The sequence below is a fragment of the Celeribacter baekdonensis genome, from assembly GCF_900102315.1.
In the GTDB taxonomy this organism is placed as follows: domain Bacteria; phylum Pseudomonadota; class Alphaproteobacteria; order Rhodobacterales; family Rhodobacteraceae; genus Celeribacter; species Celeribacter baekdonensis.
Window position 1 is genome coordinate 92,094 of the sequence record NZ_FNBL01000008.1, and the last position, 18,135, is coordinate 110,228.

The window sequence follows — 18,135 nt, forward strand, 5'->3', positions numbered from 1 at the left end:
AAACAAAAGCGCCGCATTGCCGCATGCTCCCGCATGTGATGGACAGGAGCGCCAATACAGTTTAGGTTAGCGCTAACGGGCCTATGGCCGCCCCCCAACACGGGGCGCGCGCGGCACAAATGCGCCCGAGCCACACAAAGACACGCATCCAAAGACACGCACTCAAAAGGCCATGCCATGCCCCTGAATGATCAAATCGCCGCCGTTACAGCCCGTATCATCGAACGGTCCCGCCCAACCCGCACCGCCTATCTTGCCCGCCTCGCGCAAGCGGCAGAGCAAGGCCCGGTGCGTGCGCATCTGTCCTGCGGCAATCAGGCCCATGCCTATGCCGCGATGGCGGAAGACAAAGACACCCTGGCCGATGGACGTGCGCCCAACCTTGGCATCGTGACCGCCTATAATGACATGCTCTCGGCGCATAAACCCTATGAACATTACCCCGATCTGGTCCGTGCAGCCGCACGCGCCGCAGGCGGCACAGCCCAAGTCGCGGGCGGCGTGCCCGCCATGTGTGATGGCGTCACCCAAGGTCAGCCGGGCATGGAATTGTCGCTGTTCTCGCGCGACACCATCGCGCTGTCGGCCTCCATCGCCATGTCGCACAACTGTTTCGACGCGGCGCTTTATATGGGCGTCTGCGATAAAATTGTCCCCGGCCTGATCATGGCCGCCGCCGCTTTTGGCCATGTGCCAACCGTGTTTGTGCCCGCCGGACCGATGACCTCGGGCATCACCAATGATGAGAAATCGAAAGTCCGTCAGAAATTTGCCACCGGCGAGATCACCCGCCGCGAATTGATGGACAGCGAAATGAAGGCCTATCACGGCCAAGGCACCTGTACCTTTTACGGCACCGCCAACACCAACCAGATGCTGATGGAGATCATGGGCCTGCACCTTCCGGGCGCGTCCTTTGTCAATCCGGGCACCGAGTTGCGCGATGCGTTAACGACACAAGCGGCGAAACGCGCGATGGAAATCACCGCTTTGGGCAATGACTACCGCCCGGTTGGCCATATCCTGGACGAGAAAGTGTTTGTGAACGGCATCGTCGGCCTGATGGCCACGGGCGGCTCGACCAACCTTGTGTTGCACCTGCCCGCCATGGCACGCGCCGCCGGGATCATTTTGGACCTGCAAGATTTCTCTGACATCTCGGATGCCACGCCTTTGCTCGCCAAGGTCTATCCCAACGGTCTGGCCGATGTGAATCATTTCCATGCGGCGGGCGGGCTTGGCTATATGATCGGTGAACTTTTGGAGGCCGGATTGCTGCATGAGGATGTGAAAACCATCGTCGGAGACGGGCTGTCGCTCTACACCAAAGAGCCGAAATTGCGCGACGGCGTTTTGACCTTTGAAGATGGTCCAGAGGAGAGCCTCAACGACAAAATCATCCGCCCGGCGTCGAACCCGTTCCTGCCCGTCGGCGGGTTGAAAGAGCTGAAAGGCAACATCGGGCGCGGGGTGATGAAAGTCTCCGCCGTCAAACCCGAACATCATGTGGTCGAAGCGAAAGTGCGGATTTTCCACGAACAGCATGACGTCAAAACCGCGTTTCAAAATGGCGAATTCACGCAAGACACCGTGGTGGTCGTCCGTTTCCAAGGCCCGCGCGCCAATGGCATGCCGGAACTGCATTCGCTGACGCCGACCTTGGCCGTATTGCAAGATCGTGGACTGAAAGTGGCGCTCGTGACCGATGGCCGGATGTCGGGTGCGTCGGGCAAAGTCCCCGCCTGTATCCATGTCTCGCCAGAGGCCGCCTGTGGCGGTCCCATCGCCAAATTGCGCGATGGGGATTTGGTGCGGGTCGATGCCACCCATGGCGTTTTGGAGGTGCTCGAAGAGGGCTTTGACGCCCGCGATCTGATCACCGCTGACCTTTCGGCCAACACGGTTGGCATGGGCCGCGAGTTGTTTGAAACCTTCCGCCAAAATGCCGGTCCCGCAACCGAAGGCGCCTGTTCGCTTTACTAAAGCGTTGCAGATTCAATCGTGAACAATGCGCTCTAAAACGTATCCCCCCGAATGCAAAATGTCATCCGGGGGGCTTATCTCCTTCGATCTTCAGACCAATTCCGCCAAAGCGGCTGCATCAAAGTTTTGCAACCGGTCCATGGCCCCGGCTTTGACCTTTTCGACCCACTGGGCATCGCCCAAAAGCGCACGACCCACGGCGATCAGATCAAACTCGTCTGTCTCCATCCGGCGCACCAGCTTATCAAGCGGCGTGACCTCCGAGCCCTGCCCGGCGAAGGCCCCGCCGAAGTCGCTCGACAGGCCAACGGAGCCGACAGAGATCGTCGGAACCCCGGTGATTTTCTTTGCCCAACCGGCAAAATTCAGCCCCTCTTCGCCGTCGATCTCCGGGAATTCAGGCTCCCAGAACCGGCGCTGCGAACAATGCAGGATGTCAACGCCCGCATCGACCAGAGGCTGCAACCAGCGTTCCATTTCTGCCGGATCGGAGGCCAATTTGGCGGTGTAATCCTGTTGCTTCCATTGGCTCAGCCGCAGGATGATCGGGAAATCAGGCCCCACAGCGGCCCGCACCGCCTTGACCACCTCAACCGCAAAGCGCGAGCGCGCCTCGATCGTCTCGCCGCCCCATGCATCCGTGCGCAGATTGGTGCCGGACCAAAAGAATTGGTCGATCAAATAGCCATGCGCGCCGTGCAATTCGGCAACATCAAAGCCCAGATCCTTGGCCGCTTTGGCGGATTTGGCAAAGGCCGCGATTGTGGCTTCGATATCGGCCTCAGACATCGCCACGCCGCGCAGATCACCGGGGCCGACCAAGCCAGAGGGGCTCTCTACCGGGGCCTCGGGTTCCCATGCGCCCGCGCGCGTCGATCCGGTGTGCCAAAGCTGCGGCCCCATTTTACCGCCCTGCGCGTGCACCGCGTCAATCACGCCTTTCCAGCCCGCCAAAGCCGCATCGCCATGGAAAAACGGAATCCCCGGCAAGTTGCGCGAGGCCGGGCGGTCGATCACCGTGCCCTCGGACAGGATCAGCCCCACCTCATGCGCGGCGCGTTTGGCGTAATAATCCGCGTTGGCGGCACCGGGGATGCCTTCGGGGGCCATGCCGCGCGTCATCGGCGCCATGACGATACGGTTTTTGAGGCTGAGGGATTTGTAAGAAAACGGGCGGAAAAGCGTGTCAGGTCTCGCCAGGGAATCTGTCGTCATCGTGGTCTCCGGGAACTATATGTAAATCTGTCCCGCCTCACATATGTTGGCGCAAACACCAAGCAAGGGGCGCGCAGGGCATTGGACAAAAACGCTCATCCCGGCCCTCTGCCTCAAAGCGCGCGCAAAGCCGTGCGCCCATCAAGTTTGACTTTATTTCCGACGCTTTTAGCGCTAACAGGGTGACAACCCTCCAGACCCGAAAGGACGCGCCCATGACCCCGCAAGAGGCAAGCCTGAAAGCCGCCGAAATTTGTGCCCTCGCCCCCGTGGTGCCCGTGCTTGTCGTCCATGACCTGGCCCATGCCCGCCCCTTGGCAGAGGCTTTGGTGGCGGGCGGATTGCCCGCGCTCGAAGTCACGCTGCGCACGCCTGTCGCCCTCGATGTGATCCGCGAAATGGCCAAGGTCGAAGGCGGCGTGGTCGGTGCCGGCACGCTTTTGACCCCCGCCGATGTCACTGCGGCGATTACGGCGGGCGCGACATTCGGCGTCTCTCCGGGCGCGACCGATCGGTTACTCGATGCCTGCGAGGCCGCCGATCTGCCGCTTTTGGCGGGAACCTCCACCGCCTCCGACGTGATGCGCCTGTTGGAACGCGGCTACACGGTGGCGAAATTTTTCCCGGCTGAGGCCAATGGCGGTGCCCCCGCGCTCAAGGCCATCGGCGCGCCTTTGCCACAGATGAAATTCTGTCCAACTGGCGGCATTTCGTTGAAAAATGCCCATGAATACCTGAGCTTGTCCAACACGATGTGTGTCGGCGGCTCTTGGGTGGCACCGACGGATTTGGTCAATAAAGGCGATTGGAAAGCCATCGAAGAGCTGGCGCGCGAGGCGGCGGCCCTGCCCCGCTAAGCCATTAGCGAACGGATCAAAACAATCAGGTCAGAGTCAACGCTCTGGCCCTTTTGTCTTAAGGGCGACGCGCCCGTGATCCGCCCCGGCGATGCGGTGCCTCGGCCAATTCGCCCAGACCCTCTTGCAACACAACCGTCATCGGATGCGACGGCCCGCCATATGGCGCATAGAGCGCCAACAAGCGGCGAATGGCGATTTGGGGCTGAAGTTCGGGCGCGAGTTTGATCGCCCAATCGAGGAAAATGGAGCGCGCCTCGGACATGCTGAGCCCGTCAATCCGGTAGGATTCCCGGATCAGCCCGCCGGGATCAAGCGCGGCGTCCACCGTCACCTCTGGGGTCGAGTCTTGGTCCGAATAGGCCATGAGTGTCTCCTGTTGCCCCGACTTTGATGTTACCCGATGTGCTATCCCTCACAGGCCGGGCGCGCAAGCACCTGATCCAAGATCAGCGCCGCCGCCCGCGCCCGCACGGCCACCTCTTCGGACAGCGCCGCCATGCTCACCGCCCCGTTTGAACGCAGCAAAAACGCCCGGCCACCCTCGCCCACGGCCTCCGGGTCGAGTTTTTCGCCGGTCAAAAGCCGGGCCGCCGATTGCAGCCGCCACATCAACCGATAGGTCTCACAAAGCAACGCATGTTCCGCCTCGGTGAGCCAGCCACACTCCAACCCGGCCCGCAATTGCGCATAGACATCCTGACAGCCGGCGCCTGCGATCAATGCGGCGGCTTCCGCACTCAGTTCAATATCCATCATCCGACCGGGACCGTTTTTGGGGTCCCAAAGCGAGCCGGGTTTGGCCTCGGCCAAGCGCACGCGCATCTGCTGAGTCTCTTGCCGGATGCGGGATTCGTCTTTCGGCGCGGTGATGATCTCGGTGCGAAACGCCTCAACGGCAGTGACCAAAGCCTGATCCCCGGCAATCGCCGTGCCCCGTGTCAGCGCCAGATGTTCCCAAACCCATGCCTCGTTTTTCTGATAGTTTTCAAAGCTTTCATAGGAGGTTGCCACAGGCCCCTGTTTGCCCGAAGGCCTGAGACGCATATCGACCTCATACAGCCGCCCTTCGGCGGTTTGGGCGGTCATCGCGGTGATCAGGGCTTGGGTCAGACGCGCGTAATAGGTGCGCGCGGGCAAGGCGCGTGGGCCATCCGAGGCCTCAACACCTCCCGCGTCATAGATCACGATCATGTCCAGATCAGAGGCCGCCGTCAGCCGCCCCGCGCCCAGAGAGCCCATGCCCAAAACCATCGCGCCCTTGCCCGGTGGCGGGCCATATTTGCCGGAAAATTCGGCTACAACGCGCGGATAAAGCGCGGCCACACAGGCCACCGCAAGATCGCAATATTGTGCCCCGGCCTCATCGGCGGTGATCAAATCGCGCAACTGATGCACACCGACGCGGAAATGCCATTCCTTGGCCCAGCGACGGCAGGTATCAAGTTGGCGCTCATAATCCCCGGCGCGTTCCAACACGTCGCACAGTTCCGCCGTGATCCCCGCGCGCCCCGGCCAAGGCGCAAAAAACGACCCGCCGATGACCGCGTCCAGAACGCCCGCGTTTCGCGACAGGTAGCGCGCCAAATGCGGCGCGGTGGAGACGATGTCGAGGATCAGGTCAATCAACTGCGGATTGGCCTCGAACAAGGCAAAAAGTTGCACCCCCGCGGGCAGACCGGCCAGGAAACCGTCAAGGTGGCTGAGCGCCTCCGTCGGACGATCAAGCCGTTGAATCCGCGCCAAAAGATCGGGTTTGAGCCGATCAAAAATCTGTTGTGCCCGCAACGTGCGCAGGCAAGGATAGGTTGACCAGCGCTTGGTGATTTCCTCCTGTTCGGGCGGCAAATCCGGCGCGGGAGCGGTCTCTCCGGGGGCAAAAAACTCCTCGGTCAACCCATGCACCCGCAGGCAGCGTTCACGCAGATCGGTGCGCATCGCCTCCGTCGTCCGGCCCATCAAGGCGGCCAAACGGTCGAATTCCTCGGGCGTGTTGGGCAGGCTGTGGGTCTGGGCATCGCGCAGCATTTGCAGGCGGTGTTCGACCTCGCGGTGCGCCTCATAATCACGGCTGAGCGTCTCGGCCACCTCCGCCTCGACCCAGCCCTTTTCGGCCAGTTTCGCCAAGGCGGGCACGGTGCCACGCGCGCGCAGCTCCGGGTCACGCCCCCCCGCGATCAATTGCCGGGTCTGGGCGAAAAATTCGATCTCGCGAATACCGCCAAGACCCAATTTCATATTGTGCCCTTCGAGTTTCAGCGCCCCGCCAAGCCCCTTATGGGCGCGAATTTTCAACCGCATGTCATGGGTCTCGCGGATGGCGTTGAAATCAAGGTGCTTGCGCCACACGAAGGGGGTGAGCTGATTCAAAAACCGCTCCCCCGCCGCAATGTCGCCGGCGCAAGCGCGGGCTTTGATATAGGCGGCGCGTTCCCAGGTCCGCCCAACGCTTTCGTAATAGCGCTCGGCGGCGTCCATCGAAAAACACACCGGTGTCACCGAGGGGTCCGGGCGCAGGCGCAGATCGGTGCGAAACACATAGCCGTCCCCGGTCAAATCGGACAGCGAGGCCATGGCACGACGGGTGGCGCGGATAAAGCCTGCGCGCGCTTCCATCTGGTCCACGCCCTCAAACCGGCTTTCGTCAAACAGGCAAATCAGGTCAATATCCGACGAATAATTCAACTCCGCCGCACCATGTTTGCCCATGGCCAGCGCCACCATACCGCCACAGCTTTCAATGTCGTCTTCGGTCTGGCCGGGGATTTTACCGCGCTTGATTTCGCGCGCCACATGCGCCCGCATCGCCACATGACAGGCCCGATCCGCCAGCAAAGACAGCGACCCGGTGACGTCGCTGAGCGCCCAAACCCCGCCCAGATCACAAAGCGCGGCCAAAAGCGCGATGCGCCGTTTGGCTTGGCGCAGGCCGGGATCGATTTGGTCAAAGGGCAAGGCCTCAATCCGGGAAATTTCATCGGACAGCGCGCGCATCGGGTCGTCAAAGGCGGGCATCAGCCACGCCGCCTCGGTCAACACCAGACCATGCAGATAGGGCGCAGAGCCTGCGGCACCCTGAACAAGGGCGATTTCGTCTTTGGTCAGCCCCGCAACCGCCTCGGCCGCCTCGGCGCCACGCTCGGGATCATAGGCGCGCGGCAAGCGCGTGATGCGACGGGAAACGGCGCTGATGTCGGACATGGTTCCTCCTGAAATCTTGCCCCGAGCATGGCCGATTGCACGTCTTGCGCAACCCAAATCGACACGGTTTGGTGCGGGAAATCAGTTGGTGCCACCGATGATCAAAAGCCTCACCCGTGTCGAAACGGCACTTAAGGACGCGGGCCGCTCAATCCATATTTTGCGATCGCACCGGCAGATTTGGCGACAGTCGCAGGAGCGCGGATGGCGGTGTTCACACGTTGCGGCGTCAAACGCGCGTCGCATAGGCCGCAAGCAGCGCCGGGAATTGCGCCGGATCAGGCATCCCCTCAAAACTGTGTTGGACCGGGATACGCACCCAAGGCAACCGGGCCGAGGTCATCGTTTCGATGAACGGAACGGTCCATTCGGCGACCTCAAACAGGGTCGGCCGCACATTGACCACCGCGTCAAAGCCGGTGATGCGAGTGAACATCCAAGTCTTGCAGAAAGGGCAGACATAGTGATCCAACTCAGGCCCCTGAATGCCGCCCTTTACCACGTCGCCACTGACGACGCGGAAGCCTTCGGCGGGCACCATCGCGGTCAAGGAAAAGGCGCTGGCGCTCATCTTCTGACAGCCGCGACAATGACAGGCCGCGGTCATGATCGGGGCCTTTGCCACCTCAATCACCACCTCACCGCATCGGCATGAGCCGATTTGGGGCAGTTTCATATCTACAGCCACATTTAATACCCTTGTTTAATACCCTAGTTCAAATTTGGAGGACATCTCATCCTATATCGGCAGTCAAACACAGCCTCACATTGGGGGCAATAGAAACTGTTTCCCATAAAAAAACACCTAAGCCATTATTTATAATTGCATTTTCAAATTAATGTAAAAAACATTCACATAAACCCTTGCACCAGAAACCCGCCGAACCCATTTTGGTAATGTGAAAGACATTCACATCAAACATCACAACCTTCCGAAAGGGTTCATCAATGACCGACGTCACCTCCACCTACACCGCTCAGGATCGCCCTATGGGCTGGTTCCGTCGCGCCGAAGGCTGGCTTGACGATAAGGGCAAAGGGGCCTGGATCGCCGCAATGGTCCTTGGCTTCGTCTTCGTCTGGCCGGTTGGCCTTGCACTTCTCTTTTACATGATCTGGGGTAAAAAAATGTTCGCTTGTAAAAATCGCTCTCATCACCGCACTCATCGCTGTGGCTCCCATGGCGAAACCTTCCGTGCCGCCCGCGCCGCCGCTCGCCCGTCTGGCAACAGCGCCTTTGACGCGTATAAGACCGAAACGTTGATGCGTCTGGAAGAGGAACAGGATCAATTCGAATCCTTCCTTGAGCGCCTGCGCGCCGCAAAGGACAAGGCCGAGTTTGACCAGTTCATGGAGGACCGCGTGAAAAAGGCATCTGAGGCACGTACCAAGGATCATGACGCCAAAGATCATGACGCCAAAGATCATGACGAAAGCGCCGACAAAGAAGACGCTTGAGCCACACACCCGAGATCGGGCAGACTCGACCCTGAGTTTGCCCATCCCGTCCAAGCCCTGAAACCCGTCAAACTGACCTGACACAGAGATGTGAGTGAGACCATGTTCCACGATGATACCGCCCTTTGGGGCCTTCCCGACCCGGAACGCCAGCCGGGGTTTTACGACGCCGTCCCCACCAAACGTGCGCTTGCCTTTGTTGTGGACCTGATCGTCACCACCTTGATCGCGGCAATGATCGTACCGTTTACCGCCTTCACCGGAATTTTCTTTTTCCCCTTTCTGGTGGCGGTGGTCGGGTTTGCCTATCGGGTCGTCACCCTGACAAATGGCTCCGCCACGCTGGGGATGCGCCTGATGGGGATCGAGTTTCGCACCTCAAAGGGCGAGCGTTTTGATCTTGGCATGGCGCTGTTGCATACGGGGCTGTTCACCGTCTGGTGTACGATGGGCCTGCCGCAGGTGATCTCAGTTGTCTTGATGCTGACAACCGGGCGCAAACAGGGGCTCAGCGACCTGATTTTAGGGTCGGCGGCAATCAATCGGCCCTCTGCATATTGAGATCCGTTTTCAAACTTCCTAAAAATAACGGAAAAGGGCGCAGATGCGCCTTTTTTCTGCGTTTTTGGGACGAAACTCGCAGATGAATTTACTGCGATGTGATCGGGGGGCTTGGCGCGTGGGTCAGGACTTGCTACCTTCCCTCTGCGTGCCGTTAACGCGCCCTTTGTGAAATCATCCTAAGTCGACTTTATGCGTCATACCCTCCCCCTCGCGCCGCAGTTTTATGTGACGGCTCCACAGCCCTGCCCCTATCTTGAGGGCCGGATGGAACGAAAGCTGTTCACCTCCTTGCAGGGCGAGAGCTCCGATCAGCTTAACAACAGCCTGTCGAAACAAGGGTTCCGGCGGTCACAAAACGTGTTGTACCGTCCAACCTGTGCCGATTGCAGCGCCTGTATGTCTGCCCGCATCCGGGTGGCCGATTTCAAACCATCGAAATCGCAACGCCGCGCGATCAACAAAAACAATTACCTCAAACGCGCCGCAACCTCGCCTTGGGCGACCGAGGCGCAATATGAGCTGTTTCGCGACTATCTTGAGACCCGGCACGCCGACGGCGGCATGGCCGATATGGATGTGTTTGAATTCGCCGCGATGATCGAAGAAACCCCGATCCGCACCCGCGTCATCGAATATTACATCACCTCACGGGGGGGCACGCCGCGCGAATTGGCGGCGACCTGTTTGACCGATCTGTTGGATGACGGCCTCTCTATGGTCTATTCGTTTTACAAACCCGATTTGGTCAAGGACAGTCTTGGCACCTATGTCATTCTGGATCATATCGAGATCGCCCGCGAGGCTGGCCTGCCTTATGTCTATTTGGGCTATTGGGTGCCCGGATCGCCCAAAATGGGCTATAAGGCGCGGTTTTCGGCGCTGGAGGTCTATCAGGGTGGCCAATGGGTCGACATGATAGACCCGGACGATTTTTCCGCTGAGGCCCATCCGATTGAATCCGAACCGATCGCGCAACAGGTGGCCAAGATCGACTTGCCGGACACCCATACTGTGCCCCACCCGTCGCGCGCGCCTCGGTCGGAGTATTAAAGCCGTATCCCGTTAAAGCGTCACGCCTTTCCTGGTCTCAGGTTAAAGCCATGACGCTTTAGTGATAGGTGCCGTGCGGACGCATCGCATGGGCGTCAACGCGAGCAGCCACTTGAATCAAAAGCCCCAATTGTTCGGCCAAGGACACCGCCAAAGACGCGATGTCGGCCCGGATCAACAGCATCGCCATCAAAGCCGCATCCTCGCGCGCGCCCCGCGCCGCAAGGCGGACAAATCGCGCCATCACCGCCTCATCCGCACCCAGACAGGCACAGTCCGGGTGGTGCCGCATCAAAGGCCGGCGCGCGTGGCGTTCAAACACCATCATCATCTGGCCATAGACCTTGGAAATGTCGCTGTCCTTGCCCGCAATCTGCGCGCCACGCATCAGCGCCACGACCATTCGACCCTGGGCGTCGAGCTGGTCCATGCGGCCAACCGGTTCGGCACCCTCGGCCTCTCGGGCGGGATCAAGACCAAAGGGATCGTGGGGAGAATATGACATGGGTGGTCCTTCGATTCATTACCCGAGTATTTTTATCGGATAATTTCAAATCCCACAAACCTTATTTTCCGGAAAAGAAAAGCCCCGCTCAGTGGCGGGGCTTTTGGTTGTATCACAGGCCAGTCAAAAGGCTCTATTTCGACAACAGGTTCGGCACAATCGTGACGATGTCGGGGAACATCCACAGGATGCCAAGCCCCAGAACCTGAATGAGCACAAAGGGGATGATCCCTCGGTAGATATGCCCCGTGGTCACGGAGGGCGGCGCCACGCCCCGCAGATAGAACAGGGCAAAGCCAAAGGGCGGTGTGAGGAAGGAGGTCTGAAGGTTGACCGCAATCATGATCGTCACCCATTTCGGGTCCATCGTGCCGCCGTAGATCACCGGGCCGACGATAGGCACGACAATGTAGATGATCTCAAGGAAATCCAACACAAAGCCCAAGATGAACAGCACCAGCATGACCAAAAGGAAGACGGTGAATTCATTGTCAAACGAGCGCAGGAAACTTTGGATGTAATGTTCTCCGCCAAACGAGATCACCACGAGGTTCAAAAGCTGCGAGCCGATCAGAATGGTGAAGACCATCGACGTGACCTTGGCGGTTTCACGCACCACGACCCCCAAAGTGCCATCACCCCACAACACCCAGCAGGCATAGAGAATGCCGAACATCGCGTAATAGAAGGCCACGAGAGCCACGACATAAGCCGCCCAATCTTCAAACGGCACATCGCCCCGGCCCAGACGCAGGTCGAAATTCGACCCGATCAGGATCATGATGACGACGGAAAACGCCGCGCCCAAAATGATTTTGCCAGATTTATGATGATCGGCCAATTTGCGGTAAGCCGCCAAAAGGATCGCGCCCCCGGCCCCAAGACCTGCGGCAGGTGTCGGGTTGGTCACACCGCCCAAGATCGAGCCAAGCACGGCAACGATCAACACAAGCGGCGGGAAAACCACACGAAACAGTTCGTTTTTACCCAACCGAATCGCCGCCTCTTTGAGACCATAGACCATCAAAAGCGCCGGGATCAGGTAATAGAACGCGGCGGTGCCGGAACTGGTCAGCGGGCTGACAAACAGCGCATCCATCGCCAAGATGCCCGCGATCCCGGCAGCCCCGATCAGCAAAGGACGCGGATCAGACGACGGTGCCACACCGCGACCAAAGGCCAAAACAACGCTCAAAAGCACCATCACGGTCAACAGGCCATTGCCGAGTTTCGGCGCGGTGTCCACCGCCACGGCGATCAGCCGGTCGATCTCTTCCGGGCTGCGCTGAACGCTTTCCACGGCCCCGCCAGCGGCCTCAATCGCGGCCTGTTCCGACAGGGCGGTGTTCCACGCATCCTCGCCATGCAGTTCGATCATCGCCACTTCACATTGCTGCGACACATTGGTGCGCAGTGAGGCGCGCGCCCCCGCATCGGTGTATTCCTTGACCAACACCGATTGATTGCCCGCAATCCCGACCTGACCAAAGACAATCGCGCCGCCGATCAAAATCACCGGGATCGCCAGGAACCACAACAGGCCTTCGCGGCGGGTGATGGTGTCATGGCTGGTGTGCGACAGATGCACGGGCGGGGCTTTGTGCGGGTTCAACAACGCATAGCCAAAGGCGTAAAGCGCATAGAGGAAGGCTAGGAAAATCCCCGGCAACATTGCCGCCTGGAACAAGGTGCCGACAGACACCACCGCCGGTTTGCCCAGATAGGTCAAAGCATCGCTACAGCCCACGGCCTGTGCCCGCGCCTCTTGGGCGGCGGAATAAAGATCGCCCGCCAATGTGCCGAGCAAAACGATCACGATGGAGGGCGGAATGATCTGACCCAACGTGCCCGAGGCGGCGATGACGCCGGTGGCAAGCTCTGGCGAATAATTGTGCCGCAACATGGTCGGCAGTGACAAAAGCCCCATGGTCACCACGGTCGCACCCACGATGCCGGTCGAAGCAGCCAAAAAGGCACCGACGATGACCACGGACACTGCCAAACCACCGGGGATCGGGCCAAAGACCCGCGCCATGGTGGTCAACAGATCGTTGGCAATTTTAGACCGTTCCAGAACGATCCCCATCATTACGAACATCAAAACCGCCAACAGCGTTTCGATCGAAGCCCCCGCAAAGACGCGTTCGTTCATCCGATTGACGATAAAGGACAGGTTGCGATCAATCGCCTGTTCCCAACCGCCCTCAAACAAGGGCTGCATATAGGTGGGCAAATCTGGATATCTGAAATGCGAAATGGTGACCGGATTCACCCCGGAATTGACCAGATCACGATAGGCCTGCGCATTGGTATCAAGCGCCTGGTGCACCAAGATCCCGGCACTGTCCAACGCGGCAATGATGCCAAAGGACAACAACCCCGCGCCGCCAATGGCAAAGGCCACCGGGAAGCCTGTGAGAATTCCACTGAACAGACAGAGGAACACGATGATGAGGCCAATTTCTACGCCATCAAGTCCGAAAAACATGTCTTTGATCCCTCTTAGTCTTTTGTGCTGGTCACATTTTCGAACCGGAAAACCGGTGCCCACTTGTCCTGAAAATGCTCCATTGTGCTGGTCACATTTTCGAACCGGAAAACCGGTGCCCACTTGTCCTGAAAATGCTCCATTGTGCTGGTCACATTTTCGAACCGGAAAACCGGTGCCCACTTGTCCTGAAAATGCTCCATATTAGTGCGTGCCCTCAAAGGCTTCTTCGCCCGCGCCAAGCGTGTCCCGGTCAAGATATTTGCCAGCCGACTCTTCGCCCTCAAGAAATTCGAGATAGGAACGGTAGAAAAACGCCAGCGCCTGAAGGATCACGAGGCCGATGAAGCACAGCATCAGGATTTTAAACAGGAAATAGCCGTTAAACCCGTTGGCCGAAAACGACACGGTTTCGACATTCCATTTCACGATCCGCGCTTTGCGCAGCATCAACTCAAGCTTGTCAGAGGCCGACACTTTCGGGGTGATCAGGTGCCGCCAGAGAAAGAACCATGCGTACATCCATGTCAAAAACGCCACCGGCAGCATGAAAAACAGCGAGCCGAACATGTCGATCACCCGTTTCGCCCGATGCGACACCCCGGCATAGACCAGATCGACGCGCACATGGCTGCCCTGTACAAAAGCGTAGGACACGCAAAGCGCGACGACGAGGGCGTTTTCAAATTTCAGGCTTTCGGAAAACCAGCCGACCGATTGGGTGAAGCCCGCACCAAAAGGCGCGATGGTGATTTCGCCCAGCCTAAAGATCGACTGAAGGAAAACCACCATGATCTGTTGCAGCACCATCAAAAGACCAGCCCATGCGGCGACGCGGCCAACGGTGTTGGTGATTTTCTCAAGCCCGCGCACCAGCCCCCACATAAACGGACGGTAGAAAAAACCGATAAGGCTGATAACGATGATAATGTCCAAGAAAACAAACAGAAATTCTTTGGACCCACCAAAATAAACAAAGCGCAACAGGCTTTCTTTATTCGACCAATCCAGCCATGCGCCCGGATGGGTCACGGCCTGAATGATGTGCCAAAATCCAAGGCCGAGATTGACGACAAGGGCCAAAAGCCCGTCGAACACCGCGCCAAAGAAAGATGTGCTGGCCTGCTCTTCCATGGTTGCTGTCCCCTCTTCGGACCGGCTGATGCGATCCGCTCTTTTCTAAATGCGTCTGGGCGGTGCCTTATACCTGCCACGCCTCAGCGGCAATGTCTCAAGCCGCAAAATGCGCGCGAATACCGCGCGCATTTTCGTTTTTTTCACAGTGCGATGACTTACTTGAGGTTTGCCAAAACGCGGTCACGCTGGGCGGTGTAGGCGCTGTCAGAGCGACCGGACCAGCCAGACGTGGAGGCCATTGCGGCCTCAGCGGAGGTGCGGACTTCGGCAAAAAGCTCATCACTCATATAGCCATCGAGAACGGTTTTGGAGGCGGCCCCATAGGCATCCCAGACATCGTCGGAGAATTCTTTGACCTGAACGCCCGCAGAAATCAGACGTTGAAGCGCCGGGCCATTGTTGGCCATGAACAGCGCGTAGTTGTGCTGATGGCCTTCACCACAGGCGATTTCGATGGCTTTTTGCTGCGACGGGGTCAGGCTCTCGAACACTTCGAGGTTGGTGACAACGGACAGCGCCGCACCCGGCTCGTGGAAACCAGCGGGGTAGTAGAAATCACAGACCTCTTGCAAGCCGAGTTTCTCATCCGACCACGGGCCGATCCACTCGGTGCCGTCCAGCGCACCAGAGGACAGTGCTTGGTAAATCTCGCCGCCCGGAAGCACCTGAACAGAGGCACCAAGTTCGGACAGAGCCTGACCACCAAGGCCCGGCATACGGAATTTCAAACCCTGAAAATCAGAGGCGGATTTGATTTCCTTGCGGAACCAACCGCCACCCTGCGCACCGGTTTGACCGGCGATAAAGGGTTTAAGACCAAAGATTTCGCCCAGCTTGCTGTGCAAATCCATACCGCCCATGCCGTAATACCACACCATCATTTCCGGTGCGGTCATGCCGAAGGGCACGGTGGTGAAATAGGCCCAGGCCGGGTGTTGGCCGGTGAAATAGTAATCGGCACCGTGGTACATATCGGCCTGACCTGCGGTCACGGCGTCAAACACTTCGAGACCGCCCACGAGCTCGCCCGCGGCTTTCGGTTCGATCGTCACCGCGCCATCGGTCAGCGCCGTGACAGAGGCCGCAATGCGCTCCACAGTGTCCCACACACCGGCAAGACCGCGCGGCCATGTGGTGACCATGGTCAGCGTGCGTTTGCCCTGCGCGTACATCGGCGCGGCCAGTGTTGTGGCTGCGGCGGCGGATGCGCCCCCAAGAGCAGAAGTTTTCAAAAAAGAACGACGATCCATAGATGGTTTCCTCCCAAAATAGTCTATGGCGAATGGTAAGGGCCTTCAGACAGCATCAGGATCGGCATTCGCGGCTGACCGCGAAACTCCCCCGTTTACCCCCCTCGCGCCCCAGATCCGGCCGAAACCGAACCGAGCTTGTTGGGCGACGTTAACGCCGTCACTCATGCGTTTGAATACCCAACTCTACGCAGCTAAGGTCTTTTTATGACGCGTCATCACCAGTTCAGCGCAATTTTCGTGCGACCAAACCAGAAGACAGCCAGATGATTGACCTGCCCCCTCGCCCCGCTATCCTTTGATTCGTTGCATGACCGCCCCTTGGCCCTCTTAGCCCCTTTTAGGACCCCCTTCTCAATGCCCCGCCTGATCCCCGAACTCACCTATGCGCGCAAATTGTTTTTGCTGGCGACCCTGCCGTTGTTGATGGCGGTGTCGGCGATTGCCGTTTTGGTGGCGGATCAATCGCGCAACATGGCGGATCACGAGATTTCCGAACTGGAGGCGCAACTGATTTCGGCCAAGCGGCAGGAATTGCAAAACTACCTGCAATTGGCCCGCGCGGCCATCACCGCAGAATACAATCCCGCACCGCCCGATGACGAAGAGGCCAAGCTCAAAGTCACGCAAATTCTGTCGGCCATGACCTATGGCATCGACGGCTATTTCTTTGTCTATGACTATGATGGCACCAATCTTGTTGCTCCGCGCGACACGCGGTTGATCACCCAAAACTGGAGCGGATTGGCCGACAGCATCGGCACGCCCGTGGTCGATGAGCTCATCACCCTGGCGCGACAAGGCGGTGGGTATCACAGCTATCTTTGGCAAAAACCTTCGACCGGAAAAGAGGCACAGATGATCAGCTACGTGGTCGGGCTACAGGACTGGCAATGGGCGATTGGCACCGGCGTGTTCATCGACGATGTGCTGACGTCGGTCGCCGCCGCGCGCGCCCAGGTCGAGGCGCGCATCCGCCGCACCTTTGTCTATATCGGCGCAATCACCATGGCCGCCACGCTTTTGGTGTTTATGTCCGGCGTCACGATCACCATCCGCGAACGCCGTTTGGCCGATGCCAAACTCAAAGAACTGACCCAGCGCATTTTCGACACGCAAGAAGAAGAGCGCGGCCGCGTGGCGCGCGAATTGCATGACGGGATCAGCCAGATTTTGGTTGGCGTGCGCTATGCGTTGGAATTGGCGCGACGGCAATTGGCCAAGGACGACCCGAACGCCCCCGTCAGTTTGGATCGCGGCGTCGAGATGCTGGGCGGAGCGATCACCGAAGTGCGCCGCATCTCGCGCGATCTGCGCCCCGGCGTGTTGGATGATCTGGGGCTTGGGCCGGCGCTCAAGGCCCTGACAGAAGAGTTCCAAACCCGCACCGGCATCAAAACCGAATTGGAAACCGTGGTGTTTCGCAACCGCCTGGACGAAGAGGCCCGCATCGCCCTGTTCCGCATTGCCCAAGAGGCGCTGACCAATATCGAACGCCATGCCGAGGCCACCGAGGTCACGATCAAACTGGCCGGGCATCGCACCGGGGCGACCTTGTTGATCTCCGATGACGGGCGCGGCTTTGACATGGCGGAGCGGGCCAAAGCCGGACGCGGGCTGGGCCTGCGCAATATGGCCGAGCGGATGGAACAGCTTGGCGGCACGCTGACCATCTACAGCCTCTCGCCCGGCACCGCCATTGACGCCACCGTGCCGCTCAAGCATATCCTGACGCCCGCAGGATCAAGTCGTCCCCCAGCCCCAGTAGGAAGTGCCCGATGAGTGAAACACCGACCCGCGTCTTGATTGTCGACGACCATCCAATGGTGGCCGAAGGCATCCGCGCCCTTTTGGAGACCTTTGACGATCTCGATGTTGTGGGCACCCTGTGCAATGGCCAGGAGGCGGTGGATCAGGTGATGAACTTGGCTCCCGATGTGATTTTGCTTGATCTCAACATGCCCTGCATGGGGGGGCTGACGGCGACCGAACTGTTGTTGGAACGTCGTCCAGAGACCCGCATCCTGATCCTCACCATGCATGATGGCCCCGAATATATCGGCGCGGCGCTGTCACATGGCGCGATGGGATATGTTCTAAAAGACGTGCCGACGGAAGACGTCAAAGAGGCGATTGATACGGTGATGAATGGTGAGAAATACCTTTGCACCGGGGCGCAGGCGGCCATCAAACCCACCAAAATCCGCGACGGGCGCGAACCGTTGACCGACCGCGAACAAACCATCCTGTTGGAACTGGCCCAGGGAAAATCCAACAAAGACGTGGCCATAGCCCTCGACATTTCCGTGCGCACGGTCGAAACCCACCGCAAGAACATCAAACGCAAACTGGGCATTTCCTCCACCGCGGGGCTGACACGCTACGCGATGGAGCATGGTGTGTTGCAGGGCACAGGTCGGTTTTAGA

At 59.0% G+C, this 18,135-nt stretch carries 15 protein-coding genes; 7 read left to right on the forward strand and 8 right to left on the reverse strand.

Going from position 1 to position 18,135, the window contains the following annotated elements; translation table 11 throughout:
• Window positions 1–177 precede the first annotated feature (177 nt).
• On the forward strand, window positions 178–1,983 hold the full coding sequence (edd, locus tag BLT54_RS14025) for a phosphogluconate dehydratase (RefSeq protein ID WP_074645929.1): 1,806 nt from the start codon (window positions 178–180) through the stop codon (window positions 1,981–1,983).
• 90 nt (window positions 1,984–2,073) lie between these two features.
• Here edd and BLT54_RS14030 read toward each other — a convergent pair whose 3' ends face one another.
• Entirely contained in the window at window positions 2,074–3,198 is a 1,125-nt protein-coding gene (locus BLT54_RS14030; protein ID WP_074645930.1) for an NADH:flavin oxidoreductase, read from the reverse strand.
• A 215-nt stretch (window positions 3,199–3,413) separates the two neighbouring features.
• On the opposite strand from BLT54_RS14030, the gene eda reads away from it, so the two are divergent.
• Entirely contained in the window at window positions 3,414–4,055 is a 642-nt protein-coding gene (gene eda, locus BLT54_RS14035; RefSeq protein ID WP_074645931.1) for a bifunctional 4-hydroxy-2-oxoglutarate aldolase/2-dehydro-3-deoxy-phosphogluconate aldolase, read from the forward strand.
• A gap of 58 nt (window positions 4,056–4,113) precedes the next feature.
• Here eda and BLT54_RS14040 read toward each other — a convergent pair whose 3' ends face one another.
• The 3 genes from BLT54_RS14040 to BLT54_RS14050 all read right to left on the reverse strand — a co-directional run bounded on the left by BLT54_RS14040 (window position 4,114) and on the right by BLT54_RS14050 (window position 7,932).
• Window positions 4,114–4,422, reverse strand: coding sequence for a hypothetical protein (locus BLT54_RS14040; protein ID WP_074645932.1), 309 nt, complete (start codon window positions 4,420–4,422; stop codon window positions 4,114–4,116).
• Between the two features lie 41 nt (window positions 4,423–4,463).
• Window positions 4,464–7,256, reverse strand: a complete 2,793-nt coding sequence (locus BLT54_RS14045; RefSeq protein ID WP_074645933.1) for a [protein-PII] uridylyltransferase family protein — start codon at window positions 7,254–7,256, stop codon at window positions 4,464–4,466.
• A gap of 229 nt (window positions 7,257–7,485) precedes the next feature.
• Window positions 7,486–7,932, reverse strand: a complete 447-nt coding sequence (locus tag BLT54_RS14050) for a GFA family protein (RefSeq protein WP_074645934.1) — start codon at window positions 7,930–7,932, stop codon at window positions 7,486–7,488.
• 272 nt (window positions 7,933–8,204) lie between these two features.
• On the opposite strand from BLT54_RS14050, the gene BLT54_RS14055 reads away from it, so the two are divergent.
• The 3 genes from BLT54_RS14055 to BLT54_RS14065 all read left to right on the forward strand — a co-directional run bounded on the left by BLT54_RS14055 (window position 8,205) and on the right by BLT54_RS14065 (window position 10,328).
• Window positions 8,205–8,714, forward strand: a complete 510-nt coding sequence (locus BLT54_RS14055; protein ID WP_074645935.1) for a DUF2852 domain-containing protein — start codon at window positions 8,205–8,207, stop codon at window positions 8,712–8,714.
• Between the two features lie 102 nt (window positions 8,715–8,816).
• On the forward strand, window positions 8,817–9,275 hold the full coding sequence (locus BLT54_RS14060) for an RDD family protein (protein ID WP_074645936.1): 459 nt from the start codon (window positions 8,817–8,819) through the stop codon (window positions 9,273–9,275).
• Between the two features lie 192 nt (window positions 9,276–9,467).
• Window positions 9,468–10,328 carry an arginyltransferase gene (locus BLT54_RS14065; protein WP_074645937.1) on the forward strand — a complete coding sequence of 287 codons (861 nt, stop codon included), beginning with the start codon at window positions 9,468–9,470 and terminating at the stop codon, window positions 10,326–10,328.
• Window positions 10,329–10,386: 58 nt separating this feature from the next.
• Here the strand turns inward: BLT54_RS14065 and BLT54_RS14070 are convergent, their stop codons facing one another.
• The 4 genes from BLT54_RS14070 to BLT54_RS14090 all read right to left on the reverse strand — a co-directional run bounded on the left by BLT54_RS14070 (window position 10,387) and on the right by BLT54_RS14090 (window position 15,708).
• Window positions 10,387–10,833 (reverse strand): hypothetical protein, encoded by a 447-nt coding sequence (locus BLT54_RS14070; protein WP_074645938.1) that lies wholly within the window; start codon window positions 10,831–10,833, stop codon window positions 10,387–10,389.
• Window positions 10,834–10,966: 133 nt separating this feature from the next.
• Complete coding sequence (locus BLT54_RS14075; protein ID WP_074645939.1) at window positions 10,967–13,321, reverse strand: TRAP transporter large permease; 2,355 nt, start codon at window positions 13,319–13,321, stop codon at window positions 10,967–10,969.
• A 204-nt stretch (window positions 13,322–13,525) separates the two neighbouring features.
• Window positions 13,526–14,455 carry a TRAP transporter small permease subunit gene (locus tag BLT54_RS14085; RefSeq protein WP_074645941.1) on the reverse strand — a complete coding sequence of 310 codons (930 nt, stop codon included), beginning with the start codon at window positions 14,453–14,455 and terminating at the stop codon, window positions 13,526–13,528.
• A 158-nt stretch (window positions 14,456–14,613) separates the two neighbouring features.
• Window positions 14,614–15,708: a TRAP transporter substrate-binding protein gene (locus tag BLT54_RS14090; RefSeq protein WP_074645942.1), complete on the reverse strand. Its 1,095-nt coding sequence runs from the start codon at window positions 15,706–15,708 to the stop codon at window positions 14,614–14,616.
• Between the two features lie 357 nt (window positions 15,709–16,065).
• Between BLT54_RS14090 and BLT54_RS14095 the strand changes: the two genes are divergently transcribed.
• Together BLT54_RS14095 and BLT54_RS14100 are read left to right on the forward strand one after the other, a co-directional pair.
• Window positions 16,066–17,490: a cache domain-containing protein gene (locus BLT54_RS14095; protein ID WP_074645943.1), complete on the forward strand. Its 1,425-nt coding sequence runs from the start codon at window positions 16,066–16,068 to the stop codon at window positions 17,488–17,490.
• A complete protein-coding gene (locus BLT54_RS14100) occupies window positions 17,487–18,134 on the forward strand; it encodes a response regulator transcription factor (protein WP_074645944.1) in 648 nt (215 codons plus the stop codon). Before BLT54_RS14095 ends, BLT54_RS14100 begins: the two co-directional genes overlap by 4 nt.
• Window position 18,135 lies beyond the last annotated feature (1 nt).

Coding starts and splice junctions, on each gene's coding strand:
- edd (WP_074645929.1), top strand. CDS start 178: ATGCCCCTGAATGATCAAATCGCCGCCGTTACAGCCCGTATCATCGAA.
- BLT54_RS14030 (WP_074645930.1), bottom strand. CDS start 3,198: ATGACGACAGATTCCCTGGCGAGACCTGACACGCTTTTCCGCCCGTTT.
- eda (WP_074645931.1), top strand. CDS start 3,414: ATGACCCCGCAAGAGGCAAGCCTGAAAGCCGCCGAAATTTGTGCCCTC.
- BLT54_RS14040 (WP_074645932.1), bottom strand. CDS start 4,422: ATGGCCTATTCGGACCAAGACTCGACCCCAGAGGTGACGGTGGACGCC.
- BLT54_RS14045 (WP_074645933.1), bottom strand. CDS start 7,256: ATGTCCGACATCAGCGCCGTTTCCCGTCGCATCACGCGCTTGCCGCGC.
- BLT54_RS14050 (WP_074645934.1), bottom strand. CDS start 7,932: ATGAAACTGCCCCAAATCGGCTCATGCCGATGCGGTGAGGTGGTGATT.
- BLT54_RS14055 (WP_074645935.1), top strand. CDS start 8,205: ATGACCGACGTCACCTCCACCTACACCGCTCAGGATCGCCCTATGGGC.
- BLT54_RS14060 (WP_074645936.1), top strand. CDS start 8,817: ATGTTCCACGATGATACCGCCCTTTGGGGCCTTCCCGACCCGGAACGC.
- BLT54_RS14065 (WP_074645937.1), top strand. CDS start 9,468: ATGCGTCATACCCTCCCCCTCGCGCCGCAGTTTTATGTGACGGCTCCA.
- BLT54_RS14070 (WP_074645938.1), bottom strand. CDS start 10,833: ATGTCATATTCTCCCCACGATCCCTTTGGTCTTGATCCCGCCCGAGAG.
- BLT54_RS14075 (WP_074645939.1), bottom strand. CDS start 13,321: ATGTTTTTCGGACTTGATGGCGTAGAAATTGGCCTCATCATCGTGTTC.
- BLT54_RS14085 (WP_074645941.1), bottom strand. CDS start 14,455: ATGGAAGAGCAGGCCAGCACATCTTTCTTTGGCGCGGTGTTCGACGGG.
- BLT54_RS14090 (WP_074645942.1), bottom strand. CDS start 15,708: ATGGATCGTCGTTCTTTTTTGAAAACTTCTGCTCTTGGGGGCGCATCC.
- BLT54_RS14095 (WP_074645943.1), top strand. CDS start 16,066: ATGCCCCGCCTGATCCCCGAACTCACCTATGCGCGCAAATTGTTTTTG.
- BLT54_RS14100 (WP_074645944.1), top strand. CDS start 17,487: ATGAGTGAAACACCGACCCGCGTCTTGATTGTCGACGACCATCCAATG.